13 protein-coding genes are annotated in these 24,886 nt (G+C 65.0%); 9 read left to right on the top strand and 4 right to left on the bottom strand.

Annotation, left to right across the window (positions count from 1 at the left end; genetic code table 11):
- Window positions 1-45 precede the first annotated feature (45 nt).
- Window positions 46-2,211, top strand: coding sequence for a PPC domain-containing protein (locus FIV42_RS12335; protein ID WP_141197984.1), 2,166 nt, complete (start codon window positions 46-48; stop codon window positions 2,209-2,211).
- A gap of 1,783 nt (window positions 2,212-3,994) precedes the next feature.
- Here FIV42_RS12335 and trhO read toward each other — a convergent pair.
- A complete protein-coding gene (gene trhO / locus FIV42_RS12330) occupies window positions 3,995-4,813 on the bottom strand; it encodes an oxygen-dependent tRNA uridine(34) hydroxylase TrhO (protein ID WP_141197983.1) in 819 nt (272 codons plus the stop codon).
- Between the two features lie 557 nt (window positions 4,814-5,370).
- Here trhO and cysS point away from each other — a divergent pair.
- From cysS to FIV42_RS12315, 3 genes are all read left to right on the top strand, one after another.
- Window positions 5,371-6,912 (top strand): cysteine--tRNA ligase, encoded by a 1,542-nt coding sequence (gene cysS / locus FIV42_RS12325; RefSeq protein WP_141197982.1) that lies wholly within the window; start codon window positions 5,371-5,373, stop codon window positions 6,910-6,912.
- A 331-nt stretch (window positions 6,913-7,243) separates the two neighbouring features.
- Window positions 7,244-8,764 (top strand): serine/threonine-protein kinase, encoded by a 1,521-nt coding sequence (locus FIV42_RS12320; protein ID WP_141197981.1) that lies wholly within the window; start codon window positions 7,244-7,246, stop codon window positions 8,762-8,764.
- A gap of 164 nt (window positions 8,765-8,928) precedes the next feature.
- On the top strand, window positions 8,929-10,023 hold the full coding sequence (locus FIV42_RS12315; RefSeq protein WP_141197980.1) for a putative metal-binding motif-containing protein: 1,095 nt from the start codon (window positions 8,929-8,931) through the stop codon (window positions 10,021-10,023).
- Window positions 10,024-10,392: 369 nt separating this feature from the next.
- Here the strand turns inward: FIV42_RS12315 and FIV42_RS12310 are convergent, their stop codons facing one another.
- Window positions 10,393-12,222 (bottom strand): ATP-binding protein, encoded by a 1,830-nt coding sequence (locus FIV42_RS12310; RefSeq protein WP_141197979.1) that lies wholly within the window; start codon window positions 12,220-12,222, stop codon window positions 10,393-10,395.
- Between the two features lie 199 nt (window positions 12,223-12,421).
- On the opposite strand from FIV42_RS12310, the gene FIV42_RS12305 reads away from it, so the two are divergent.
- From FIV42_RS12305 to uvrB, 5 genes are all read left to right on the top strand, one after another.
- Entirely contained in the window at window positions 12,422-13,600 is a 1,179-nt protein-coding gene (locus FIV42_RS12305; protein ID WP_222615441.1) for an AAA family ATPase, read from the top strand.
- A 22-nt stretch (window positions 13,601-13,622) separates the two neighbouring features.
- Window positions 13,623-13,997: a bpX5 domain-containing protein gene (locus FIV42_RS12300; RefSeq protein ID WP_141197977.1), complete on the top strand. Its 375-nt coding sequence runs from the start codon at window positions 13,623-13,625 to the stop codon at window positions 13,995-13,997.
- Window positions 13,994-15,874, top strand: a complete 1,881-nt coding sequence (locus FIV42_RS12295; protein ID WP_141197976.1) for a hypothetical protein — start codon at window positions 13,994-13,996, stop codon at window positions 15,872-15,874. Before FIV42_RS12300 ends, FIV42_RS12295 begins: the two co-directional genes overlap by 4 nt.
- The gene (locus FIV42_RS12290) at window positions 15,871-18,684 is read left to right on the top strand and encodes a bpX6 domain-containing protein (RefSeq protein ID WP_141197975.1); all 2,814 of its coding nucleotides are present in this window, start codon (window positions 15,871-15,873) and stop codon (window positions 18,682-18,684) included. The genes FIV42_RS12295 and FIV42_RS12290 overlap by 4 nt, the downstream gene beginning before the upstream one ends.
- Window positions 18,685-18,872: 188 nt before the next feature.
- Window positions 18,873-20,906 carry an excinuclease ABC subunit UvrB gene (uvrB, locus tag FIV42_RS12285; RefSeq protein WP_141197974.1) on the top strand — a complete coding sequence of 678 codons (2,034 nt, stop codon included), beginning with the start codon at window positions 18,873-18,875 and terminating at the stop codon, window positions 20,904-20,906.
- 327 nt (window positions 20,907-21,233) lie between these two features.
- On the opposite strand, the gene FIV42_RS12280 is transcribed toward uvrB, so the two are convergent.
- Window positions 21,234-22,877 carry a DUF1287 domain-containing protein gene (locus FIV42_RS12280; RefSeq protein ID WP_141197973.1) on the bottom strand — a complete coding sequence of 548 codons (1,644 nt, stop codon included), beginning with the start codon at window positions 22,875-22,877 and terminating at the stop codon, window positions 21,234-21,236.
- A 195-nt stretch (window positions 22,878-23,072) separates the two neighbouring features.
- The gene (locus FIV42_RS12275) at window positions 23,073-24,551 is read right to left on the bottom strand and encodes a right-handed parallel beta-helix repeat-containing protein (RefSeq protein WP_141197972.1); all 1,479 of its coding nucleotides are present in this window, start codon (window positions 24,549-24,551) and stop codon (window positions 23,073-23,075) included.
- Between the last annotated feature and the right edge of the window lie 335 nt (window positions 24,552-24,886).

The raw sequence follows: 24,886 nt of genomic DNA, 5'->3' as shown, positions 1-24,886 counted from the left end.
CCGTGGGAATCATTGAAGCTTATCTGCCCCACGGAACGACGAAAAATGCGTACCCGACGTCTCTCCCTGCTGCTCGCCCTGTTTGTTGCCCTCCTCGCCACCTTCTCGGCAAGCTGTGGCGCAGATGCCCCGCCGAACGAAGCCCCCAGCCTCACGCTGAGCGTGGGATCGGAGGAGACCTACGTGGTCGGCGAAGATGTCGTGCAGATTCAGGTGACCGCCAAAGATCCCGAGGGCGGAAACGTCTCGTTCGACGTCATCAACCGGCCGTCGCGCGCCGAGTTCCAGACTTTTGCAAGCTCGGCGCTCTTTAGCTGGGACCCCATCACCAGCGACGTGACCGAGGACGAGCCGCTGCGGCTGATCTTCGTGGCCACCGACTCGCAGGGGGCGAGCACCGAGCGGGTGGTCAACCTGACGATCCACGCGGGCAACGGCACGCCGCGATTCCTGACCGCCTCGAGCAAGCTGTACGACCCGAACAGCAACAAGCCGCTCGAGTTCGAGGTCGAGGTGCGCGACGACGATTCGCGTGACGTCGACCTGCAGATGCCCGCCGACAAGGCGCCGGCCGGGGCGAGCTTCGAGCAGACCGGCCCCAAAATCGGCACCTTCACCTGGTCGCCGTCGGTCCAGCAGCGCGACAAGCGCGTGCACTCGGTGACCTTCGTGGCCGACGACCGACAGACCGAGCCGGTCACCCTGAAGGTGTCGATCATCTTGCAAAACGGAGGCGGTGGCGGCGGCACGACCGACCCCGACCCGGTGGGCAGTTGCGAGGGCGAGCAGCCCATCGCGCACGACCCGCTGGGGGCCCAGCGCACCATCGAGGACTACGAGGTCGAGGCGACGTTCTCGTCGACGGCGGCCGCCAAATACGACCTGGCCTACCTGTTCTGGTCGACCGACGACGTGATGAACCAGGAAGTCGAGTGGGGCTCGACCGAGATGAAGATCGACGGCACCGAGCTTCGCGGCGCCATCCCGAACCTGCTCCTGCCCGCCGGTGAGTCGCAGACGGTCTACTATTCGATTTGCGCGATGGACGAAGACGCCGCCGAGGACGCCGAAGACGCGTTTATCTGCGCGCCGGGCGGCTCGTACTTTACGTTCAACGCCTACTCGCCCGACGAGACGGCTTGCCTGGACGACGCCGCCGGCGCGAGCTTTGGGAGCGCCACGCCCATCCCGGACGACGTGTGGGCCGAGCAGACGGTGTGCTCGGGCACGGCCGACTTCCACCAATTTACCGTCGAGGCCGGCGAAATCGTCGACCTGTACGTGACCTACTCGCTGGGCCAGGACGTCGACGTCAAGCTGTACGACGACGCCGAAAAGCAGCGCGATCTCGTGGAGTTCTCGGAGTGCTACGGCGTCGCCTACATCCCCTTGGAGGCACCCGAGTCGGGCCAGAAGACCTGGTTCGTCGAGGTCACCGGCGCCGACGCGCCCTACCAGATCACCGCCTGGCGCCAGCAGGGCGGCGGAGGCACCTGCGGCGACGAGGCCAACGAGCCGAACGACACCGCCGCCGACGCCACGCTGGTCTTCGACGAGATCGCCCTGTTCGAGGGCGCCGCGATCTGCACCGAAGACGACGTCGACATCTACGCCTTCGACGTGCTCGCCGGCGACACGGTCGACGCCCTGCTCGAGTTCATCCACGCCGACGGCGACCTCGACATGACGCTGTACGCCCCGTCGCAGTCGGACAACGTGTCGATGGACAGCTTCGGCGTGGCCGACGCCTGGTCGACCAACGACGACGAGGAGCTGAGCCACGTCGCCCAAGAGTCGGGGATCTACCACCTGCTGGTGATGTCCTCGGACACCCCCAACACCTACGACCTGACGATCTCGAAGACCTGCGGCGACGACGACACCTTCGGCACGTCGAACCACTCGCAGTCGAGCCCGGCGCTGATTACGCCGGGCACCTACAGCGACCTGAAGATGTGCGCCGGCCAGCCCGACTGGTACGAGCGCACCGGCTTCGCCGACCAGGTCGTGCTCGCCGAGGTCGTCGTCCAGCAGGGCGCGCGCGTGAGCGACGTCGAGTTCTCGGTCTGGGACGCCAACGGCCTCATCGACTCCGCCACGGTCAACGGCGACCGCCTCGAGCTCGAGTTCACCCCGACCACGCAGGCCCAGTACTTCTACAAGGTCAGCGGGCCGTCGAGCATGATCTACGAGCTGACGTACTTGGATTGAGTGGGGGACATGGTCAGGGGCCGTTCTAACTTGGCGACGGGGAGCAGAGACGAGCGACTTTGATCGGCCTCCAGCACCCTCCACGGGCCGATTTTTCAGCTTCAGCCAAAAAAGTACGCAACAAATTTCGAAATTTGCCGAAAACCGTAATGAGGGGTGGACGTATCGTGCGCACGAATCTCTCCTTCAAATGGGCGGGTGGGTCGTAGTTAGCGTTAACCCACCGCCAGGTGGCTGAGCCGGTGGGCTCAGAAGGTTCTGTTCGACAACTCACTCCCGTCGCCGAAGGCGGTTGATTCGTGCATCTTCGGCGCCGTCTGTCCTCGACGATGCGCTGCATCGCCTGCGTCAGACGGCATCCGAATCTGCACCGAATCCCCTCGCCTCGGCTCGGTCCGGAGTTGTCGAACAGAACCTGGTCTGCGGCGGAACGGTTTCCCGATCCGCAAAACAGAGCTTTCGTAGCGAGCGTATCTTCGAGGAGATGTCGGCCTGTACCTCTTCGACGCGCTCGGCGGAGGCCGAGCCGGCAGTTTCGTCCTCGTGGCGAAACGGTCGGATTTGCCCGGTGCGGGTTCGTACGAACGTCGATGTAGGCGATGTGGCGTGAAGATGGGCCTGTGCCATGAGGAGTGCCGCAGCGGCGTCGATATGGTCGTAGGCAGTGGCGTCGGGGTGGGCATGTGCTGAGCGCATGACCTATCCGAGGTGGCTTCAAAACGGGGCGGGCTTTGCCCGTTAGCCGATCACAATCACAAGCAAACACGCAGCGCCCATGCCGGCGAATTTCGTCGGTAGACGCACCATTGTACCGTCATGACGCGATTAAAAATGGATATTGAGACCACTCGGGGCGCGGTCGTCCCCGACCGCCGGGGTCCGTCTCGGGCCCCGCACGTGTACGAGCAGGGCGTGGTGCCCTGCAGAAGACACGCAAGCTGGGGCGGTGACGCCCCAGGGCGGGCGAGGACGCCGCGCGGCCCGAGCAGGTTGTGCGCTTTCGCCACGGTGAGACGGCGACGGCGACGGCTACGGTCACGGTCACGGTGTCCGGCATCCGGCTCCGGCATCCGGCATCCGGCTCCGGCATCCGGCTCCGGCATCCGGCTCCGGCACCCGGCCCCGCGACCGTGAACGTGACCGTGACCGGCCCCGCGACCGTGAGTTGACGCGCGTAAAAATAGGAGTCGATGGTCGACGGATGGACCTCGTGGCTCAGCCGAGACGGGGTCAACGGATGTCAAACGCTTGCGCGCGCCGTCTGACTGCCGGTCGATGGCATTCTCTTGGACCTCGTGGCTCAGCCGAGACGGGGTCAACGGGTGTCAAACGCTTGCGCGCGCCGTCTGACTGCCGATCGATGGCATTTTCTTGGGCCTCGTGGCTCAGCTGAGACCCCTTCGACGGCATTTTTTCGAGCCTCCTCGTCCAAAAACTGCCGTGCCGAGGCATTTTCTCGGGCCAAAATGTCGAAAAATTGCCGGTCGAGGGGTGTTTGGTGAACCAACTCGTCCGAAAAAGACCCTCCGAGGGGTATTTGGGTGGGCTGCGCTCGCGTTCGAGTGCCCTTCGATGGGGGGTCGGTGAGCCTCGGGCTCCGTCAGACACCCATCGAGGGGGGGCTCAGACGAGCCTCGAGGTCCGTCCGACACCCATCGAGGGGGGCTCAGACGAGCCTCGAGGTCCGTCCGACACCCATCGAGGGGGTCTCAGATGAGCCTCGAGGTCCAGCAAAGTCGGGCGTCGACGAGCGCCGGCGGTCAGTCGGCGAGATTTGCCGAAGTTATTCGTCCTTCGCTCGCCCCGCGCACCCGCACACCGGCTCGACTCCGCCTCGGACCGGCGCGCCGCACTCGTCGCACAAGACCGTATCGGTCTCCGCGAGGCGCGTGTCGACGGCGACGCGGCCGTCGAAGACGAAGAGCTCGCCCTGCCAGTCCTTGTCGGCGTCTTCGATGCGCTCGAAGTAGTTCAGGACGCCGCCCTCGAGTTGGTAGACGTCGCCCAGGCCCTCGTCGAGCATCCAGCTCGTGGCCTTCTCGCAGCGGATGCCGCCGGTGCAGAACATCACGACCTTCGTGTCCTGCAGCTCGTCCCTTCGTTGCTCGACGTACTCGGGGAACTCATGGAAGGCGGCGGTGTTCGGGTTGATGGCACCGCGGAAGGTGCCGAGGTCGTACTCGTAGTCGTTGCGAGTGTCGATGACGATCATCTCTTCGCCGCCGCGCAGCCAGTCGCGAAACGTCTCCGGCGGCAGCTGCTTGCCGGTGGCCGCGCACGCATCGACCCCGTCGACGCGCATGGTCACGATCTCGGGCTTGACCTTGACCACCAGCTTGCCGAACGGCACCTCGCGCGATTCAGACCGCTTGAACCACAGCTCGCCGATGTCGTCGACGGCCGTGATCGCCCCCTCGAGCCGCTCACACGCCTCGGGCGAGCCGGCGAGCATGGCGTTGATGCCCTCGTGGGCGAGCAGGATCGTGCCCTTGATGCCCAGTGACTCACACAGCTCCTGGAGCTCGTCGCGCAGCGCGGCCGGGTCGGCGATGGGCGTGAACTTGTAGAAGGCGAGGTTCGTCGTTCGTTCTTGGTCTTGCATGGTTGGGGCTTACTGCTTGGGTGGGCGTGGGTTGCCTGATGGTGGTGGTATAAATCAAGGTTGGGGGTGTGTCGAGCTGCGACCCTTCCGTGGGTGCGCTTCGTCGAGCGCGCGAGGCGCGCACGACTGTGCTTACCCCCGGTGACGAGATTGATTGTTGGTGACGAGATTGATTGCTCGACTGCGCTCGTCGCAACTCAGGTCGCCTGACTGGAAGAGCGAATTGCCCTTGCGGTCGCTTGCGCGAAGACTCGCTGGTGACCGGGGGTAAGCCTCATCAAAGCGCCCCTCGGCGCTTTGATTAGCGCACCCTCGGGGGTGGCGAGGGCGACGTCATTGCAAGAACGTAAAAAAGCCCAGTGACGTATGTGAGTCCATGCGAACGCCAGCTGGACTACGATGTGGGGGGATTGGCGCTCCACCGTCACCGGGCTCTATCTAACAAACATAGTATCTCTTGGCACAATTCCAGCGGTTCGACACGATTTGCGCCGTGGGGACAGTGGTGTTAGATACGTTTTCGACGATAACCCAAACGCAACGAATAGGCGCACAACATGGCAGCGGACACCGCCACAGAGCTTCGCGAGATCAAAATTTTCGACACCCTCTCGGGTGACAAGAAAGTGCTCGAGCCCATCGAGCCGGGCAAAGTGGGGATGTATGTGTGTGGTGTGACGGTCTACGACCTGACCCACATCGGCCACGCGCGGGTGTTCGTGGTGTTCGACGTCGTCCAGCGCTTTTTGCGCCACGTGGGCTACGACGTGACCTACGTGCGCAACCACACCGACGTGGACGACAAGATCATCGAGCGGGCCAACGAGGTGGGCAAAGACCCGCTGGAGCTGGCCCAGAACTTCATCGAAGAGCTCGACCGCGACATGGGCGCGCTGGGCGTGGCCCACGCCGACGAGGAGCCGAAGGTTTCGACCCACATCGACGCCATCATCGACATGGTCGAGAAGCTGGTCGACAACGGCTACGCCTACGAGTCCGACGGCGACGTGTACTACCGGGTCGAGAAATTCGACGGGTACGGCAAGCTGTCGCACCGCAAGCTCGAGGACATGGAGTCGGGTCGCTCGGGGCGCGTCGAGGCGCAGGCCGCCGACAAAAAGGAGCATCCCTTCGACTTCACGCTGTGGAAGAAGTCCAAAGAGGGCGAGCCGAGCTGGGAGTCGCCCTGGGGCCAGGGCCGTCCGGGCTGGCATATCGAGTGCTCGGCGATGAGCACGACCTACCTGGGGGCGACCTTCGACATCCACGGCGGCGGGCGCGACCTGGTGTTCCCGCACCACGAAAACGAGATCGCCCAGTCCGAAGGGGCCACCGGCCAAGAGTTCGCCAAGAGCTGGATGCACGTGGGCATGGTCAACGTCTCGGAGACGACCGACGACGGCGAGAAGATCGAGCGCAAGATGTCCAAATCGCTGGGCAACTTCTGGACCACGCGCGACGTGCTCCAGGGGTTCCACCCGGAGGCGGTGCGCTACTTCTTCCACACCACCCACTACCGCAAGCCGATCACCTACTCGCTGGAGAACCTCGAGGAGGCGACCGACCGCGTCGAGTACTACTACACCACGCTCAAGCGCATCGACGATGCCCTGGCGCGCGCGGAGTTCTCGATGGACAACCCGCCGGCGGAGGCCAACTGGGTCGAGGGGACCGACGAGGTGCTCGACGGCTTCCACGCCCGCTTCGAAGGGGCGCTGGCCGACGACTTCAACACCCCGCGGGCCATCGCCGTGCTCGGCGAGGTCGCCAAGGTGGGCAACGAGCTGACCCAGTCGAACAAGAAGCCGGGCGCGGACGTGGCCTGGACGCTCTACAACGTCGGCAAGCTGATGCGCCACGCCGGCGGCGTGCTCGGCGTGCTCGGCCGCGAGCCGATGGACGCGCTGCTCGAGATCCGCGACCTCAAGGCCGCCGCGCTCGACATCGACCCGGCCGACATCGACCAGAAGATCGCCGAGCGCAAAGAGGCGCGCGCCAACAAGGATTGGGACCGCGCCGACGCCATCCGCGACGAATTGGCGGCGATGGACGTCGAGATCATGGATCGGGCCGAAGGGACGAGCTGGCGGTTCAAGTAAGAGAGGCCTAGGGTCTAAGTGAGGCCTAGGATCGCGCAACGCCTTCTATTTGAGCAAATAAGGATTTAGGGGCTGCGTATCGCCGAGTGGTTCAGATTCGAGGGTTACGAGTCAGAATCACGAAGCAACTCGCAGCCCCCAAATCCTTAACTGCCCAAATAGAGGGCGTTCCAGCTCTGCAAGGCCACCCTATCTCATCCCCAAACCGTGTTTAACTTGAAAGGAGAAGCAAGGCACCGCGTGGGGCGGTGCTATAGGGGAGCTTTTCACCACATCTTGTCCGCAATTCGGGGGCTTACCACCTGGCGGACATCTACACACGGTTGACTACATGATGCCGCACGACCCGAGCGAGCATGTCGAGAACATGCCCGGGGTCGGTGATCTGATTGGAGGACGGTATCGCCTGGAATCAGTCATCGGTCACGGAGCGCTGGGCACCGTGATGCGGGCCCAGCACATCACCATGGGCGGAGAATTCGCCGTCAAGCTGTTGCGTCCCGAGATCTCGAACCATCCGACGATCCGGCGCCGGCTCATCCAGCGCGTTCACCAGGCCCAGGCCCTTCACCATCCCAACAACTGCCGGCTGTACGATTTCGGCCAGGCCGCCGGCTCGCTGTATCTGGTCAGCGAGCTTCTGTACGGCGCCACGCTGCAGACGATCATCGAGCGCGGCGCGCCGTATCCGGTGGGCTGGGTCATCGACATCGGCATGCAGATGCTGGACGGACTGGGGGAGGCGCACGACCAAAACTTCGTGCACCGCAACCTCAAGCCGCGCAACGTCTTCTTGTTGCCGCGGCGCCACGGCGGCCAGCAGGTCAAGATCTTGGACTACGGGCTCGCCTCGAGCCTCGACTCGCTGCCGCAGGACGACGAGGAGGACGACGACCGCGAGGCCGAGATCTGCGGCACCGCCGCCTACCTGGCCCCCGAGACGCTGGTCAAGCAGGTCTCGGGCAAGCCCACCGACGTGTACGCGGTGGGGTTGATCCTCATCGAGATGCTCACCGGCGAGCAGGTCTTCCGGGGCGACTCGTTGGCCCAGGTGCTCTACCGCCAGATCCATACCAGCGTGCGTCTGCCGGCCAAGCTGGCGTGGACGTCGCTGGGCAAGGTGCTCTTGAAGGCGGTCAGCAAGCATCCGGACAACCGCTTTCCCGACGCCGACGCGTTCTACGACGCCCTCGAGCAGGCCTCCGACACGACCGCGTCGTACTTTCGACTCGACCCGAGCGACCTCGAGCCCGAAGACGAGCCGATGTCGCCCGATCTGCTGGCGCGCTTGCTCAAAAAGCAGCGCCGCGGCCGTCGCTCCGACCGCGACGGCGGCGACGGCGGCGACGACTCGGACGCCGATGACGCAGAGCCCGAGGCCTTCTCGCAATCTTCTGCAGGCAGCTTTTCGCAGCGCGAGGAGGCGTCGTCGGTGTTCCCGCTGACACCGCCGCCGATCCCGATGCCCCACCGACAACCCAAAGCCGACCCGTCGCCCGGGCCGCCCGGCCGGCGCCTGCGCGGGCGCGATGCGTCGGACGAGGGGAGCCGAGCGCCGGGTATGCGTGTGACTCACCCGCTACGCGAGGTCGGCGAGGCCGAAACGTTTCCGCGCATGTCGTTTCCGCGCCACCGCGCCCAAGCGCCCTCTGAGTTTGACGACCGCCAGTTCGACGACAGCCAGGCGACTGCTGTGGGTCGCGCCCAGCATTGGCGCCGTTGGCTCGCCCACCAGTGGGCCGTCGCCGTCGAGCCGCTCGGCCGCGGCGGGTGGGCCCGACGCGCGCCGCTGGTCGCCTTTACGCTGCTCCTGTCACTCGCCGGCGTGGGCCTCTACCTGATTCTCAGCTAGTGGTGGGGTGATCTCGCGGCGATTGTTTCCGCAGCGTCACCTCCTCCGGCAAGAAACCTCGAATTCACGTTTGCACTCGCCTCGTTCGGTCACTATCAATGGGGACCGACGGACGCACGTATGTGCCCGTCGTGACACAGTGATTCTCTTTGATGGACCGGCGCATGTCTCGACATTGGACTGTTTTGATCGCGGCGCTCGTCGTCTGCAGCCTCGCAGGCTGCTCGGACGATGCGAATGACCAGATCTCCTGCGATAGCGACGAACTCTACGACCACGTCAACGATGAGTGCGTGCCTCGCGGCACCCTGAGCGAGTCGGACGCCGACTCGAGCGACGCGGCCGACGCCGGCGACATCACGGAGACGCCGGACACCGACGAGACCGACGACACAGGCGCGGACGTCGAGCCGGACGTCACCGAAGAAGACGTGAGTGGGGATGTGGAGGCCGACGTCGACCTCGACGAGTGCGACAAAGACCGCGACGGAGCCCTCGCCGAATCGTGCGGCGGCTACGACTGTGACGACAACGACCCGGCGCGCTCGCCGTACTACAACGAGTTTTGCGACACGGTCGACAACAACTGCTCGGGCGTGGTCAACGACAACATCACGTGCACCTTCTACGCGCACGCCGGCCCCGAGCTCTACGAGATCGACCCGTTCGCCAAGACGGCCACCTCGCTGGGCGCCGTTCAGTTCCAAAACGACGATCTCTACCTGCAGGACATGGACACCCACCCGGACGGCACGCTGTTCGGCATCACCCGAGACGGCGTCTACCGCTTCGACCAGTGGGCTGATGGCTGGGTCTTCCAGGGCGACTTCGGCATGGACGTGGGCGACCCGAACGGGCTGGCGATCGACTCGACGGGCACCGCCTTCATCACCTCCCAGGACAAGGTGTACTCGGCCGACCTGCGCACCGGGCGGGCGACGCTCCTGGGGACGACCGGAAGCTTCTACTCGAGCGGCGACTGCGTGGTGAACAAGCGCGACACGCTCTTTCTGACCTCCAAAGAAGAAGGCCAGTCCGACAAGCTCGTGCAGGTCTCGCGCCAGAGCGGCCAGGGCACCGCCGTCGGCGAGATCGGCTACGACAGCGTCTTCGCGCTGACCGCCGCCTGGGGCACCCTGTACGGGCTGACCAACGACGGCGAGCTCATCGAGATCGACCAGCACACCGGCGCAGGCACCTTGGTGCACACGTTCTCGGGGATCGGGTTCTGGGGTGCGGCGAGTACGCCGAACAGGTAGCGGGAGAGCGAAAAAGCAAAGAAGAGAAAGAGCAAAAGAGCAAAGAAGAGAAAGAGCAAAAAAGCGGGAGAGCAAAAGAGCAAAGAAGTAAAAGAGCAAAGAAGAGAAAGAGTAAAAGAGTAAAAGAGTAAAAGAGTGAAGAAGTAAAAGAGCTCCGGTCAGTCGACCCGAGCTCTTTTGCTTTTTTACTTTTTCACTCCTTTGCTCCTTCTTTACTCCTTCACTTTTTTACTTTTTCACTCCTTTGCTCCTTCTTTACTCCTTCACTTTTTTACTTTTTCACTCCTTTGCTCCTTCTTTACTCCTTCACTTTTTTACTTTTTCACTCCTTTGCTCCTTCTTTACTCCTTCACTTTTTCACTCACTCTCTCACATATCGCGAACTGACGCCGCGAATTGTGCCTGAGTCGGCAGCGCGACCTCGAAGGTGGTGCCCTCGCCGACCTCACTCTCCAGCGAGATCTCTCCGCCGATGGCCTGGACGATCTCGTGGCAGATCGCCAGGCCGATGCCGGTGCCCTGGTCGACGGGCTTGGTCGTAAAGAAGGGGTCGAAGATGCGGTCGCGGATCTTGTCGGGGATGCCCGAGCCGGTGTCGTGTACGCTGACGACGACGCGCTTTTGGTCGTCGACGCGCGTGGAGATCTCGACGCGGTTGGTGTCGGGCTCGGCGCGCTCGGGCAGCGCCTGGGCGGCGTTGAGGAGCAGGTTGACGAAGACCTGGTTGAGCCGGGCCTCGTTGGCCAGCACCGGCGGGGTGTTGGCGTAGTCTTTGATGAGCTCGCCGCCCTTGTGCTTGATCGTCTTTTCGACCATCTGGGCGGCGAGATCGAGCATGCGTTTGACGTTGACCGGCTCGACGCTGTCGTCGAGGCCACCGTGCGAGAAGTTGGTCAGGTCGCGAACCGTGCGCTCGACACGCTCGGCGCCCTTTTTGGCGCGCCGGACCGCGTCGCGCACGTCCTCGAGGTCGGGTTCTTCGTCGTTGTCCAGGTCCCAGAGGATGACCTCCAGGTTGCTGATGATAAACGAGAGCGGGTTGTTGATCTCGTGGGCCACCCCGGCGGCCATGGTGCCCAGGCTGGCGAGGCGATCGGCGCGGTAGAGCTGCTCCTGCATCTGTTTTTGGTGCGTGATGTCGCGCACGCTCAGGAGCACGTGGTGGTTGTGCTTGAACTTGTAAGATGAGCCGCGCACCTCGACGTGGCATTGCTCGCCGTTGATCTCGATCTCGAGTTCGCTCTGGAAAGAATCGCCGGCCGACACCACCTTCGTGATGGTCTCGTAATCGGATCTCAAGGGGAGCAAGTCGGCGACGTCGGTGCCGTCGATTTCGTCGCGTCGCTTGCGAAAGAGCTGCTCGGCGGCCTCGTTGACCCCGATGATCTTGCCGCTGGGCGCTACGATGAGCAGGGCGTCGGTGGCTGCCTCGAAGACGCCGCGGTACTGCGCCTCGCGCTCGCGAAGCTCCTCCTCGATGCGCTTGCGCACAAAGAAGCCGGGCACCCGGTAGGTGCTCGAGCGCTCGGCGATCTTGGGTTCGTCTTCCAGATAGCGCTCGATGCGCTCTTCGATGACGTCGGGGGCGGCCATGACGAACCGGCAGCATTCGTCGCCGCGCGCCCGACACAAGATTTCGGTGGTCAGCAAGTTCGTTCCCACGCTCTCGGAGACCCAACCCGACGAGTAGCCCGAGTTCATCGTGCATACCGGCACGGTGGTCCCGCCGCGCGCCTCGAGCCAGGCGTCGGCCTCGAAGGAGTGGTGATGATCGAAGATCAGGTAGTTGGTCGGGTCGTCGGGCTCGACATGCTCTTCGATGAGCTCGACCGACGCCCAGCCGCTCTGGGCGAAGTGGACGGGGCCGGCGACGAAGCGCTCGATGGGGTCGTCCAGGTCGAATCGATCGCAGAAGGCGCGCGCATCGGCGCGTCCCTGGGCGTGGGCCACGTCGAACAGGACGCCGTGGGCGATGGCGAAGGCCTTCGTCTCGCCCTCGTCGCGGTACAGGTTGCGCATCACGTCGAAAAACTCGACCGACAGGGAGGCGGCGCGCATGAGCACATAGCGCTCCCCGGCCACCTCGATACGGCCGTGTTCGGGGTCGAACTGGGGCCGAGCAAAGTAGCTGGTGACGACTTCCTGGGCTTTGGCGAGCGCCGGCTTGAGACGCTCGGGTCCGATGGCTAATGGTCTCATGGCACGCTGAGTGCAGCAGTAAAGGGCCGTCCTCCCGTTTCTCTTACTTCAAGTATTGGAAACTTTAACACAGTCGGACGCAGGTCTCACTGCCGAATCAACGTTTTCGGTCGTTTAATTCTTTCCGTGACGAGTCTGGGTAGCAATCACCGGCGGCTTTGCGCACAATGGGCGTGTCCGATTCGAGATGAGGAGCATGATGGCAGAGATTTCCCAAGCGGCCGCGTCGATCCAACGAGCGCGCGAGGTGGCCAGCCGTGGCCTGGTCGAACGTGAGCACGTCGTCGAGATGATCGCGCTGGCTGCGGTGGCCGGCGAGCACGTGCTGATCATCGGTCCCCCCGGCACCGCCAAGAGTGAGGCGGCGCGGCGTATGGCCCAGGCGCTGGGGGGGTCGTATTTCGAGTACTTGCTGGGGCGGTTTACCGAGCCGAGCGAGATCTTCGGCCCGGTCGACCTGCGCCGGCTTCGCGACGGCGTGGTCGAGACCGAGACGAGCGGCATGCTCCCCGAGGCCGACCTGGCGTTTTTGGACGAGGTGTTCCAGGGCTCGACGGCCATCCTGAACACCCTGCTCGGGCTCCTCAACGAGCGCACGTTTCGCCGCGGTCACACCCGGATCGCGTGTCCCCTGCGTGTGTGCATCGCCGCGTCGAACGCGCTGCCGAGTGACGAGTCGCTGGCAGCCTTCGCCGACCGGTTTCTGGTGCAGATTTTCGTCGAGCCTGTGGGGTCGAGTCGCCTCGAAGAGCTGCTGACGGCGGGGTGGAAGCTCGAAGGGGGTTCACCCGACGCGGTGAGCTCGCTGGCCGACATTGACCGACTGGCTGGAGCCGCGCGCCGCGCAGATCTGAGCCAGGTGCGCCCGCAGCTCGCCGAGGCCGTACGCCTGCTACGCGCGGCGGATATCGAGCTGAGCGATCGGCGTGTGGTGCGCGCCCAGCGCCTGATCGCGGCCGCGGCCGTGCTCGATGGGCGCCAGACGCCCGACGCGCGCGATCTGTGGCCGTTGGTGTTTGCGGTGCCCTCGGCCGAGCAGCAAGACCGGGCGCGCGAGCTGTTGCGCGACATCCTCGAGCGCAGCCAAAACGAGGCGTTGCGCGCCGCCGCCGAGGACGCCGCGGCCGGCCCGGCAGCACGCGCTGCGAGACTGACGGCTGCCTGCCACGAGCTGCTCGAGCGCGAACCTGCGACCTCCGACGAGTCATGGCGGCTCGAGGCCGAGGCGCTGGCGCGCGAGATCGACGCGAGCATCGCCCCCGACCAGCTTCCCGAGCCGCTGCGTGAGGCCCGTGCCGGCCTCGTGCGCAGGCTCGAATCCCCCACAACCGACCCAGCGAATGACGCAGTTTCGCCCGACATGGAGACCGAGGCTTGAGCCGCTCGAGCCGAGGGCAGTGGTGGGCTTTGCCGACGTGGCGGCCGCCCTCGCCGAGCGGCTCGTGGGCCTGAGCCGACAAGATCGGCCGCGCTTCGACGCGCTCGAGGCGGCTGCCTGCGACGGGCTTTTGATTGTCGTCGCCCAGACCGAGTGGCTGCCGTGGGTCGATGGACTTCATTACCTGGGCCGCGAGCCGGCGGCGCCGAGGCTGTTGGTCCCGACCGCGCTCGAGCCCGACGTGCCCCTCGACCTGCTGGAGCGCGCGGTCGTGGCTCACCACGGCGAGGGGCGGTTCGCCATCTGCGCCCGCCCCTCGCGCATCATTTCGCTGCGTAAGTTGGCCCCGATCGACGTCGAGAAGCTCCAAACGTGGGCCGAGCGAGGTGCGCTGTGACCCAGTTACCGCGAGCGCTTCGCCCCTGGGCCGACGAACTCGAGCTGTTCCCTGACGACGTCGCCGCCGGACTCGGCTCGATGTTGCCTCGGTTGGCTGCGTTGGTCGGCCCTTTGGCCGAAGCACTCGAAGATCGGCAGGGGGATCCCGACGGCTTCGACGGCTTGAGTCGGCGAGGCGCCTACGAGCGGCTGTTGATCAGCGAATGGGCGCTGGCCGAGGAGTATCCCGACGAGTTTCTGCGCCGCGCCGCAACCGGCGAGCAGTCGTTTTTGCGTCGCGCGCGGCGTATCCCCAAGGCCGCACGCCGCTCGGTGGTGCTCTTGGATACCGGCCCGGGCCAGCTCGGCGCCCCGCGCGTGGGTCAACTCGCCGCGCTCGTGCTGCTGGCGCGGCGGGCGCGCGATGCCGGCGTCGTCTTCGCCTGGGGCCTGCTGCAAGATCGAGACTGCAAACTGCACACGGGGCTGTCTGCCGAGACGCTCGGTCACTGGAAGACGTGTCGACTGGGCCGTTCTGCAGACGACGCCGACCTGTCGGCTTGGGAGGCCGAGCTGGGCGAGGTCGACGAGCTCGAAGACCGCTGGATCGTCGGGTCGTCGGGCCTGAGCGAGTCGACGTGCGGCTTTGCGAGCGCGTGGGTCGGCATCGCCGACTCCCTGGAGCCCGGGGAGCGGGGCCTGCAGGTGACGGTCGAGCGCGCCGATGGACACCGGGCGCACGCGCAGATCGAACTCCCCGAGCCGCTCGTTTGCCTAAAAATCGTGCGCGATCCGTTGTCGGACGAGCCGCTCGAACCCCGCCGAACGCCGTCGTCTGGCGAGGCCGGGGCGAGCTTGCTGTTCTCGCCGCGCGGCGACCGCCTCTTCGTGCCCCTCGCGGACGGGCGCATCGCGGCGCTGCATGTGCCCAATTCGCCCAATGCTCGGCCCGGCAAGCCCAAGTTTTTCGAGGCGCCGCCAAGAGAAGACTTGGTCGCCGTCGGCTGGCACAAGAGTCTGCAGGGGGTGACGCGCAGCGGCCACAAGTTGATAGTGCGCGGAATCCGGGGCGGGATTCACTCGCCGGACATCGAGCTCGGCTGCACGCCGGGAGACTTCGCGGCTGGCCGCGGCGCCCTGCACGACCGCCTGCTGCCGTGCTGGAGCGCGCGCTCGTCGGAGCAGGACGCGCGGATGATCTTCTGTACCCCCGGCGGCAGGCTGCGTGTGGCGCGGGCCGACGCGTCGCTGCGCCGCGACCAGATCGCGCGCCAATTCGCCGAGTATGCCGACGCCGGCGAGGTGATCCTCGACTACAACTTGTCGGGTGAGTACCTCGGCGTGGTGCGCGGGCGTCCGCCGGGGCCGTCGCAGATGGCGTGGCAAGTGAACGTGGAGTGGTGGCGGCTCGATTACGATTTCGACAGAGATGTCGAGCCGACCTGCGAGGGGAGCCATGCCGTCAACGTCGCCCCCGGCCACATGCCGCAGGTGCGCATGGGCAGCCCTCGTGGCCCGGACGTGCCGGTGATCGCCGTCTCGAAGCGCGAACGGACGTGGGTGCTGGTTCACGGTGAGCGCGCGCTGACGCTGCACGCGCCCACCGGCGCCGAGGTCGTCGGCGCGTTCGGTCGCGAGGGTTGGATCGATGAGCGCAACGACAGGCAGGAGATCGAGCCGACGCTGCTCATCCTCGAGCACGGCCGTCGCAGGCTGTCGCGAGTGGGTCGCTCGTTCAACAATGAGTTGCGCCGCTCGGGCATGCCGATCGTGACTTGTGCCGTGAGTCCTGCGCGCCCGCATATTGCCTGGACGAACGAAGACGGTGAGGTCGTCGTCTACTCGACCGATCACGACGCCGAGTTGCTTCGGGTGGCGCTCGAGGAGGTCGTGTGAGCGAGCTTCGTCCCAGAGCGGTCGCCCATCGTGGCGTGATTCGAGCGCGCGGATTCGTGCTCGATCCGGCATTGATCGGCGAGGCGACCTGCCGTCGGCGCATCCTCGACGCGTGGCAGACTGGGGCGCGGCTCTTTCGGGTCGAGGGGCGCTACGTGTTGCTGCTCGAGGAGAGTGTGCGGCTTCGGGGCGAGGCTGCGATCGGCGAGCCGCTGATCTGCCGCGATGGGCTTTGGCTCACCGCGCCTCTTACCGACTCGGAGATCGAGGCGCTCGACGTAGCTGAAGGCGCGCTCGTGTGGATCGAGGCGGGGCGCGCTCGCTCGGCTATGTTCGGCGATGAGATGAGCGTCGAGCCGGCCGAGTGGATCGAGCTCGACGGCTTCGAGCTCGTCGAGCCCAGCGGCTTCGTGCCCGAGGAGCCGCCGGTGGAGGCGTTGCCGGAGGCGGTCGAGCGTGCGGCGAGGGGGATTTTTGCCGATTTCGTCCCCCCGGTCGACGCGCGCGCCGAGGAGGTTCAGCGCGCGTTGCGTCGAGCCGCCAAGGGCGAGTCGACGGGACGTGAAACTTCATTGGCGAAGTTGGGCGAGGGCGCAGGGGCGGTCTTGCGGGCCACCGGGCTCGCCGTGCGCACTACGCTCAAATTCTTGTTCTTCCCTTGGATGCTCATGTTCACCGGCGGCGAAGGCTACTTGGAGCCCGCCGGCGTTCGGCGGCCAACGCCAACGAAAGAAAAACACCGCTCGGGCGGCCTCGAGCGCTGGTTTCGCCAGCTCGCCGCGCGTCTGCTCAACATGACGCAGCTCTCGCGGCTCGTGGGGCGAAAGCAGGCCAAATACATGCAAGAGATGGTCGAGATGTTCCGGCGAGGCGACCTCGACGAGGCGCTCAAGCATGCGATTCCGCTCGACGCCGACCTCGACGTCAAAGACCTCGGGCCCACGCTATGGTCGCCCTCGCCGCGCGAGAACCTCGAGCTCGGGCTGCAAAAGAACCGGGTTAGCTCGGCGTTGTTCACCGCCGTCACGTTCTTCGAAGACCTGCAGGAGATCTACAGCCAGGCGTTCGAGGAGCTCGAGCGGCGCGGCGAGATCGAAAAGGCGGCGTTCGTGCTGCTCGAGCTGCTCGATATGCCCTACGAGGCGGTCAGCTTTTTGGAGACCCACGAGCGCTTCGAGCTGGCGGCAAAGATCGCCGAGGGGCGCGAGCTGTCGGGCGGCATGGTCGTCAGGCTGTGGTTTTTGGCCGGTGATGTCGAGCGCGCGCTGTTGGTTGCCCGGCGAACGGGCGCGTTCGCAGGTGCTGTGTCGCACTTGGAGCAAAGCGACCCCGACAAGGCGAAGCAGTTGCGGCTCTTTTGGGCCGACCACCTGGCCAGCGCGGGTGACTTTGGCGGGGCCGTCTCGGTGATCTGGCCGGTCGAGGAGGCGCGGCATATCGCCTGCGAGTGGCTCGATCGTGGCATCGACGTTGGCGGTGCGCTCGCCGCGCGCATGTATGTGTGGAAGGCGTCCCTGTTGCCCGGCGAGTTCGACTCCTTCCGCAAGGAGGTCTTCGCACTTCTCGACGACACCTCCAATGCCCGCGCCCACGAGCGGCGCGCGCTGGTCGACGCGCTGCGCACGACCCACGACCACAACGCCGTGCTCGACGTGCTGCGGCGAAAGGCTGCGCGGATGATGGTCGCCGAAGAGCTGCGCGCGCCGGGGAGCTTCGGGCCCGAGGAGATCGAGGCGATGGCGGGCTCGATCGACGAGTTTATGCTCTACGAGGACGTGCGCCGGGTCGATTTCCGGCCGGTCACGCGCCGAGAGCCGGTGTCGGTGCAGATCGCGGCCGAAGATTGCGGCGCGGTGCATATCCACGACGCGGCGAGGTTGCCCGACGGGCGGCTTCTGGTGGCTTTGGGTGATGCAGGCATGCGGGTGGTGTCGCTCGACGGGCGAACGATCGCCCGGTTCGACCAGCCGTCGGACGCGCTCGTCATTTCAGACAGCGGCGATCGCGCCATCGCAATCAAGCGTCTAGACGGGCGCCGAGTTCGGCTCACCCGTGTCGACCTGGTCGAGCTGTGGGCTTCGCATTGGTGCTACGCAGATATCTCCCGTTGGGCGGACTCCTACGACGGCTCGATCTGGTTTGTCGCCCGCGTCGATACGTTCATCGGCGTCGACGCGATGGCCGACGACTTTAGCGCCCTGTGGCGGGTGGCCGAGGTCGGCGGCTGGGTGAGCTCGATGCAGCGAAGCGAGGAGCACCTGAGCTTCGTCCTCCAGAATTGCGAGGTGTGGAATTACGAGTTGCCGTCGCTCATGCTGCGCGAGCGCGCGGAGGTCGGGGTGCCGGAAGACGAGCACGGCCTCAACCGGTATGTCGACGCTGACGGTCAGACGATGACCGTTCGTCAGGCGGTGTTTGCGCGGGGCCAAGTGTGCAGGGCTTATCATGAGGTTCGCGGAGAGCATCTGCCCGAGGAGTCGCATTGTCCGCTCCACGTCGAGTTCGGCGATGTGCACCGCCAGCGTGTGAGCTGGGAGCTCGGGACCGGTTTCGATGCGGCGCGGGCGGAGGTGCACGGAGAACGCGTGGCGTTGCTGTTGCACGGCGACGACGATGTCCGGCTGATGCTGCTGAGCACCGAGCGCGAGGAGCCGCAGCTCACTGTTCAGCTCGACGGCGCATCTTACCCGTATGTCTTTCCGGGCGTTCGCTTCGACGGGCAGTGGTTGACGCTTTGGGACGAGCGGGGGCGCCTGCTCAACTTCGACGCCCAGACGCTGCGTCTCGACTGCGATCTGCGCCTCTCCTGACGTGGAATGACTCGTCTCGCTCGCCGGTTTTCGTGGCGCGGGATTTCCGTTATGGTGGGCGCGAGACTAAACGCCTGTTCAGTCGTTTCGGAGGGAGCGCTTCGGGCGCGGGACCAGGCCTAGAAGGCCTGTCTCCAAACATGGATCAGGCCTAGAAGGCCTGCCTCCAAACATACGTGGCGAGATTTATGAGCGATCGTTTCAAATTGGTATCGGAGTACGAGCCCAAGGGCGACCAGCCCAATGCCATCGCCGAGTTGGCCGGTGGCCTCAATGAGGGCTTGAAGCATCAGACGTTGCTGGGGGCGACCGGCACGGGCAAGACCTTCGCGATCGCCAACGTGATCGAGCAGGTCAACCGGCCCACGCTCGTGATGGCGCCCAACAAGACGCTGGCGGCGCAGCTCTACAACGAGTTCAAGGAGCTGTTTCCGCACAACGCCGTCGAGTATTTCGTCTCGTATTACGACTACTACCAGCCCGAGGCGTATATCCCGTCGACGGACACCTTCATCGAGAAGGACTCGTCGATCAACGATGCCATCGACCGGATGCGCCACTCGGCCACGCGCAGCCTCTTCGACCGCAACGACGTGATCATCGTCGCCTCGGTGTCGTGCATCTACGGCCTGGGCTCGTCGGAGGCGTACCACGGCATGCTCCTGTTCCTGGAACAGGGCCAGGAGGCGCGCCGCAAGGACGTGCTCGCCAAGCTCATCGACATCCAATACGACCGCAACGACTACGACTTCTTTCGCGGGAAGTTCCGCGTGCGCGGCGACGTCGTCGAGGTCTTCCCGGCCTACGAGGAGGATGAGGCGATTCGCATCGAGTTTTTCGGCGACGAGATCGAGGCGATCTACCGGATCGACCCGTTTCGCGGCAAACGCTTGGAGAAGCTCGACAAGATCGCCATCTACCCGAACAGCCACTATGTGATCCCGCCCGATCGCAAAAAGAGCGCGATCGACTCGATCAAAGACGAGCTCAAAGAGCACCTCGAGAAGCTCATCAGCCAGGGCAAGTTGTTGGAGGCGCAGCGCCTCGAGCAGCGCACCCAATTCGACATCGAGATGCTGATTACGATGGGCTTTTGCAACGGCATCGAGAACTACTCGCGGCATATGTCGGGCCGGCGCCCCGGCCAGGCGCCGCCGTGCCTGATCGACTACTTCCCCCAAGACTTTTTGATGGTCGTCGACGAGTCGCACGTGACCGTGCCCCAGATCGGCGGCATGTACCGCGGCGACCGCGCCCGCAAAACCACGCTCATCGAGCACGGCTTCCGGCTGCCCAGCGCCATGGACAACCGCCCGCTCAAGTTCGAGGAGTGGGAGGACAAGATCAACCAGATCATCTACGTGTCGGCGACCCCGGGCGACTACGAGCTGGAGAAATGCCAGGGCGTGGTCACCGAGCAGATCATTCGCCCGACCGGTCTGATCGACCCGCAGGTCGAGATGCGCCCCGCCCTCGAGCAGGTCGACGACGTGTACGGCGAGGTTCGCAAGCGCATCGACGCCAACGAGCGGGTGCTCATCACCACGCTGACCAAGCGCATGTCGGAAGACTTGACCGAGTACTTGCGCGAATTGGGCGTCAAAGTGCGCTACCTGCACAGCGACATCGACACCATCGAGCGCATGAATATCATCCGCGACCTGCGCCGAGGCGAGTTCGACGTGCTCGTGGGCATCAACCTGTTGCGCGAGGGCCTCGACATCCCCGAGGTGAGCCTGGTGGCCATCTTGGACGCCGACAAGGAGGGCTTCTTGCGCAGCACGCGCAGCCTCATCCAGACGATCGGGCGCGCCGCGCGTAACTCCAAGGGCCAGGTCATCTTGTACGCCGACAAGGTCACCGACAGCATCGAGGCGGCGGTCGACGAGACCAACCGCCGCCGCGAGATCCAGATGGCTCACAACGAAGAGCACGGCATCACGCCGCAGACGATCAAAAAGAAGATCGCCGACATCGAGCAGCACGTGCCCGGCGCGCCCGACGAGGTCGCCGCCGGCACCAAGACCGCCGACGAGGCGACCAAATTCGACTTCGACAACGTCGAGGCGCTCAACTCCACCGAGCGCATGGAGGCGAAGATCGAGGAGTTGCGCGAGGAGATGAAGGCGGCGGCGGCCGACTTGCGCTTCGAGGATGCGGCGGACCTGCGCGACAAGGTGCGTGAGCTGGAGAGTCGGCTGTTGGGTGTGAACGTGGCGTAGCTTCGGTGCGGGGGCATCTTGCCCTCGTCTTCTCGGTGCGGGGGCATCTTGCCGTCGTCTTCTCGGTGCGGGGGCATCTTGCCCTCGTCTTCTCGGAGCGGGGGCATCTTGCCCTCGTCTTGTAGAGTTGGCCTTGCAGATGCGCCACCTCAACCCCCCGGCGCGTTCGCGCCTGCCCCCCACGCGTCGCTTTGGGGGGCGAATGGTCGGCCCCACCACCACATGTGTTCGTTGGAGCAACCATTTCCTCCCCAACGGCGCTTTTTGCCGTTAGGGGAGGTGCCCGGAGGGCGGAGGGGTTGAGGTGACTATTCTGCAAGGTCCCCTCTACAAAGCTACCTGCACCAACATCGGCTCATCCTTCAGGTCGAGCCAACCCAGAAGCTCGACCAGCGCGGCTTGCTTGGTGGACGTGCAGCCGAGCGTGGCGCCCTCGCCGACGGCAAAAGTGTGCAGGAAGATGGCGCTGCCTGCGCCCTTTTTGACGTCCTTGGTGTTGTGCTCGACGACCAGCCCCAGTCGGTACATGGCGAGTTTTTCGGCCGACTTCCAGTCTCCCTCCTTTCCGTCCGCGCCCACCCGCTGCCAGGTGTTGTAGTGGGGCGAAGTCGGGTCGTCGACCCAGCGGTCGCGGGCGTCGACGCTGCGCCAGGGCCAGTCGCCCTCGTAAGGCTTTTCGACCGTGCCGAAGGCTGTGCCCAGCCCGAAGACGCCGGCCGGGGAGCGCTTGTCGCCCTCCTTTTTGGCTTCGAGATCGCCGGCATCGAAGTCGTACAACCCGCGTCCCTCGCCCAGTCCCGCCGCGCCCAGGCGCACGTCTACCAGCTCGCCGACTTGCTGCCAGCCATCTTCCGTACGCCGAAATCGACGCAGCGTGCCGCGTGAGCTCGACGCCGAACCCGTTTGGACCAGGATGACCTGCTTGTGCTTTTGGGGCAGCGAGATCTTGTAGTCTTTCAGCGCCTCGTCGAGCCCACCGAGCGCCTCTAGTTTCTGCGACGGCACTCGAAACCGGTGGGTCACCGGCACAAACTTCAGCAAATCCATCGCCTGGGTGTGATACCCGTCGGACCAATTGTTGATGACCAGCGGCAGGCCCGACTTGCCGAGCGTGTCGCTGATGATGCCGACGTGATCCGGGCGCTCGTCGCGCATGGTGTTCATGAAGACGACGTCGCCAGGCGCCCACATCGCGCCGTCTTTGGCGAGTGCGTCGGCCTTGGGATCCGTACCCAGCTTCTGCCAATGACGCTCGAAGTAGGGCAAGATCGTCTTGACCCGGCGCTGGTCGATATTCGGGTCGGGCTTCTCGACCATCGGGTAGGACTTTGGGCTCGCCTCGATGTCCTCGTGCAGCTCTTTTTGCAGGTCGATGCCGGCATTACGCACCGCGCGGATGACCATGTCGGTGCAGACGCCTTCGGTGCGCGGGACGTCGCCGCCGGGGTAGTCGAGGCCCTTGTAGCCGCCCTGGTATTTGGCTCCGTTGAGCGCGGTCTTCTTGGCGCCGATGAGGATGTCGAGCGCGTTGGGGATGCCGTCTTGGTCGACGTCGTTTTTGGCCCAGCCGGCGATCGCCTTGGCTCCGCCCATCTGGGCGTGGGCGAGGGCGACGGGGGTGCCGTCGATGTAGGCGAACAGCGAGCCGTCGCCGGGCGGATCGACGACGGTGACGTCGCGCTTGGCCAGCCAGGTTGGGAAGGCGAGCTGTACCTTCGGGTCGAGCTCGGAGAAGACGCCCTTGTCGGCCTCGGCGGGGCGTAGGGGCGCTTTGGGGGCCGGTTTGTTATCAGCGCGGGAATTGCTGCCTCCGAGGTCGGTGCTGGCCGGCGAAGTCTGTTCGGAGGCTTTGGTACCAGCGCTGGAAGCGCTGCCTCCAAGGGTGGGCTCGGAGCGAACTTCGTCGCAGGCGAGCAGTGCGATGGCTGCGAGCAGCAAGAGGGACAAGCTGTAGTGCGACGAGTAACTCATGGGTGGCTCCCGTGTTGAGGCGAGCGGTCGATTTACTAATACGTCACTATTTGAAGGGTCGCTCGGTTCTGCGTGACGGCCAATTCCACGACCCTCAAATTGTAGTTTGTAGCCGTAAATAGCTCCCGGCAACCGCCCACGCCCGAAAGAACGACCCTCACGTATGACTGGAAATGTCCCGGCGGCACAAAAGCTCTATTGTGCCGCGAACGCCCCCACTGCCGCCGGATCGTCAAAGCAGCGACCGTCGTAATCCGGAAAAGCCTCGCCCGACAGCGTGCGCGCTGCGCCGACGGCCGGGCTGTCTGTCCCAATACGGTAGTCTCCGCCCGCGCGGTCGGCGAAGCCGGGCTCTTGCTGCACGATGCTGTCCTGGGGGGCCGGGATGCCTCCGCTCAAGCTCGGGCCGCTGAAGTTGGGGTCGTCGAGGGCGAACCACAGGTTATTGGCGAAGGTGAACGTCTCCGGGGCGGTGTTGCCGCCGACGTTGACGAAGACGCCGTTTCGCAAATCGGCCGTGTTGAAGACGACGATGTTGTTGACGAAGAGCCCGTCGCGCGACGGCACGAAGCGCTCGTCGGTCGACTCCTGGAGGATGCGAGCGACCCAGGTCTTGGGTTCGATGACGGTGTTGTGGGCGAAGACGCACGCGTCGCAGCCCACATACGCCATCGGGGCGCCCGATGCGGCGCCGACGCGCTCGAAGACGTTGGCGACCACGCGGATGCGCACGCCCTCGTAGGGGGCGTCCTGCGGCCGGAAGTAGGCGAGGCCGGTGCTGCCGCCGGCGTTGATGCCGCGGCCGGTCACGTCGGCGAAGCGGTTGCCGTGGATGAGAATGTCGGCCGTGCCGCCCTTGGCCTGGATGCCCGAGCTGGGCTTGTCGTGGATGTGGTTGCCGTGGATGACGCCGTCGTGGCAGCCGACCATGTCGATGCCCTGGCCGCTGCACTGCGACACGTCGTTGTCGAGCACCCAAAAGTCGTCGACCCCGGACAGCTTGATGCAGTCCTGGTTGCCGCCGTCGCCGACGCCCTCGACGGTGACATTGCGCACGACGACATGGTGGGCCGGGGTGTCGAAGCTGCCGCCGTCGTCGATGTTGAGCCCGTTTTGGGCGACGTTGCGGATGGTCAGGTTCTCGATCGTCAGATAGCTCGGGTCGCTCACTTGGAGCCCCGTGTTGCCGCCGTCGATGACCGCGCCCTCCTCGCCGACGATGGCGACGGGCGCTTCGGCCGTGCCCTGCAGGTTGTCCAGGTAGATGCCGCCCGAGTACGTGCCCGCCATCAGGTGAATGCGCGTGCCCTGCACGGCGGTCGACGCGGCGTGCTCGAGGGTGGCAAAGGGCGCCTCTCGAGTGCCGGCGTTGGTGTTGTCGCCAACGGGCGAGACCCACACCTCGATCGGGTAGGCCGGGTCGTGATCGAAGGGAGCGGGGAGCGCGCAGGTGGCCGTCGAGGCGTCCGACATGGTGTCTGATACCGTGTCGGAAGTGGTGTCAGACACCGTGTCGGAGGCGTCTGCGGACGCATCGAGCGTGGTGTCAGACGCCGTGTCGGCGGCGGCGTCGGCGGCGTCCGGCGAGGGCTGTTCGCCGGACGAGTCGTCGGAGCAGCCGACGGCGAGGGTCACGATGGCGAGAATGATGGCTGCGCGCGTGTTTGTGGGCAAGGTACGACCTCTGAAGGGGGTTGTTTGCGATTGTGTCGAGTGTATCGGCGTCTATTTGAGCAGACAAACTACAATTTGAGGGGCGCCCCAACCACCGACCAAGCCGAGTTGAGCGTCTATTTGAGCAGATAAACTACAATTTGAGGGTCGCTCAATTCAGCGTGGCAGCCAATTCGGCTATTTGGGCAGACAAACTACAATTTGAGGGGCGCTCAATTCAGCGTGGCAGCCAATTCGTCGACCCCCAAATCGTAGTTTGTACCCCCAAATAGACCTATAGAAACCGACCACTCCCACCAGACCGACCGCCTTGACACACGCCCCGAACACCCACC

Source organism: Persicimonas caeni (assembly GCF_006517175.1).
Classification (GTDB): Bacteria; Myxococcota_A; Bradymonadia; order Bradymonadales; family Bradymonadaceae; genus Persicimonas; species Persicimonas caeni.
This window is presented reverse-complemented; position numbering and strand designations above follow the sequence as displayed.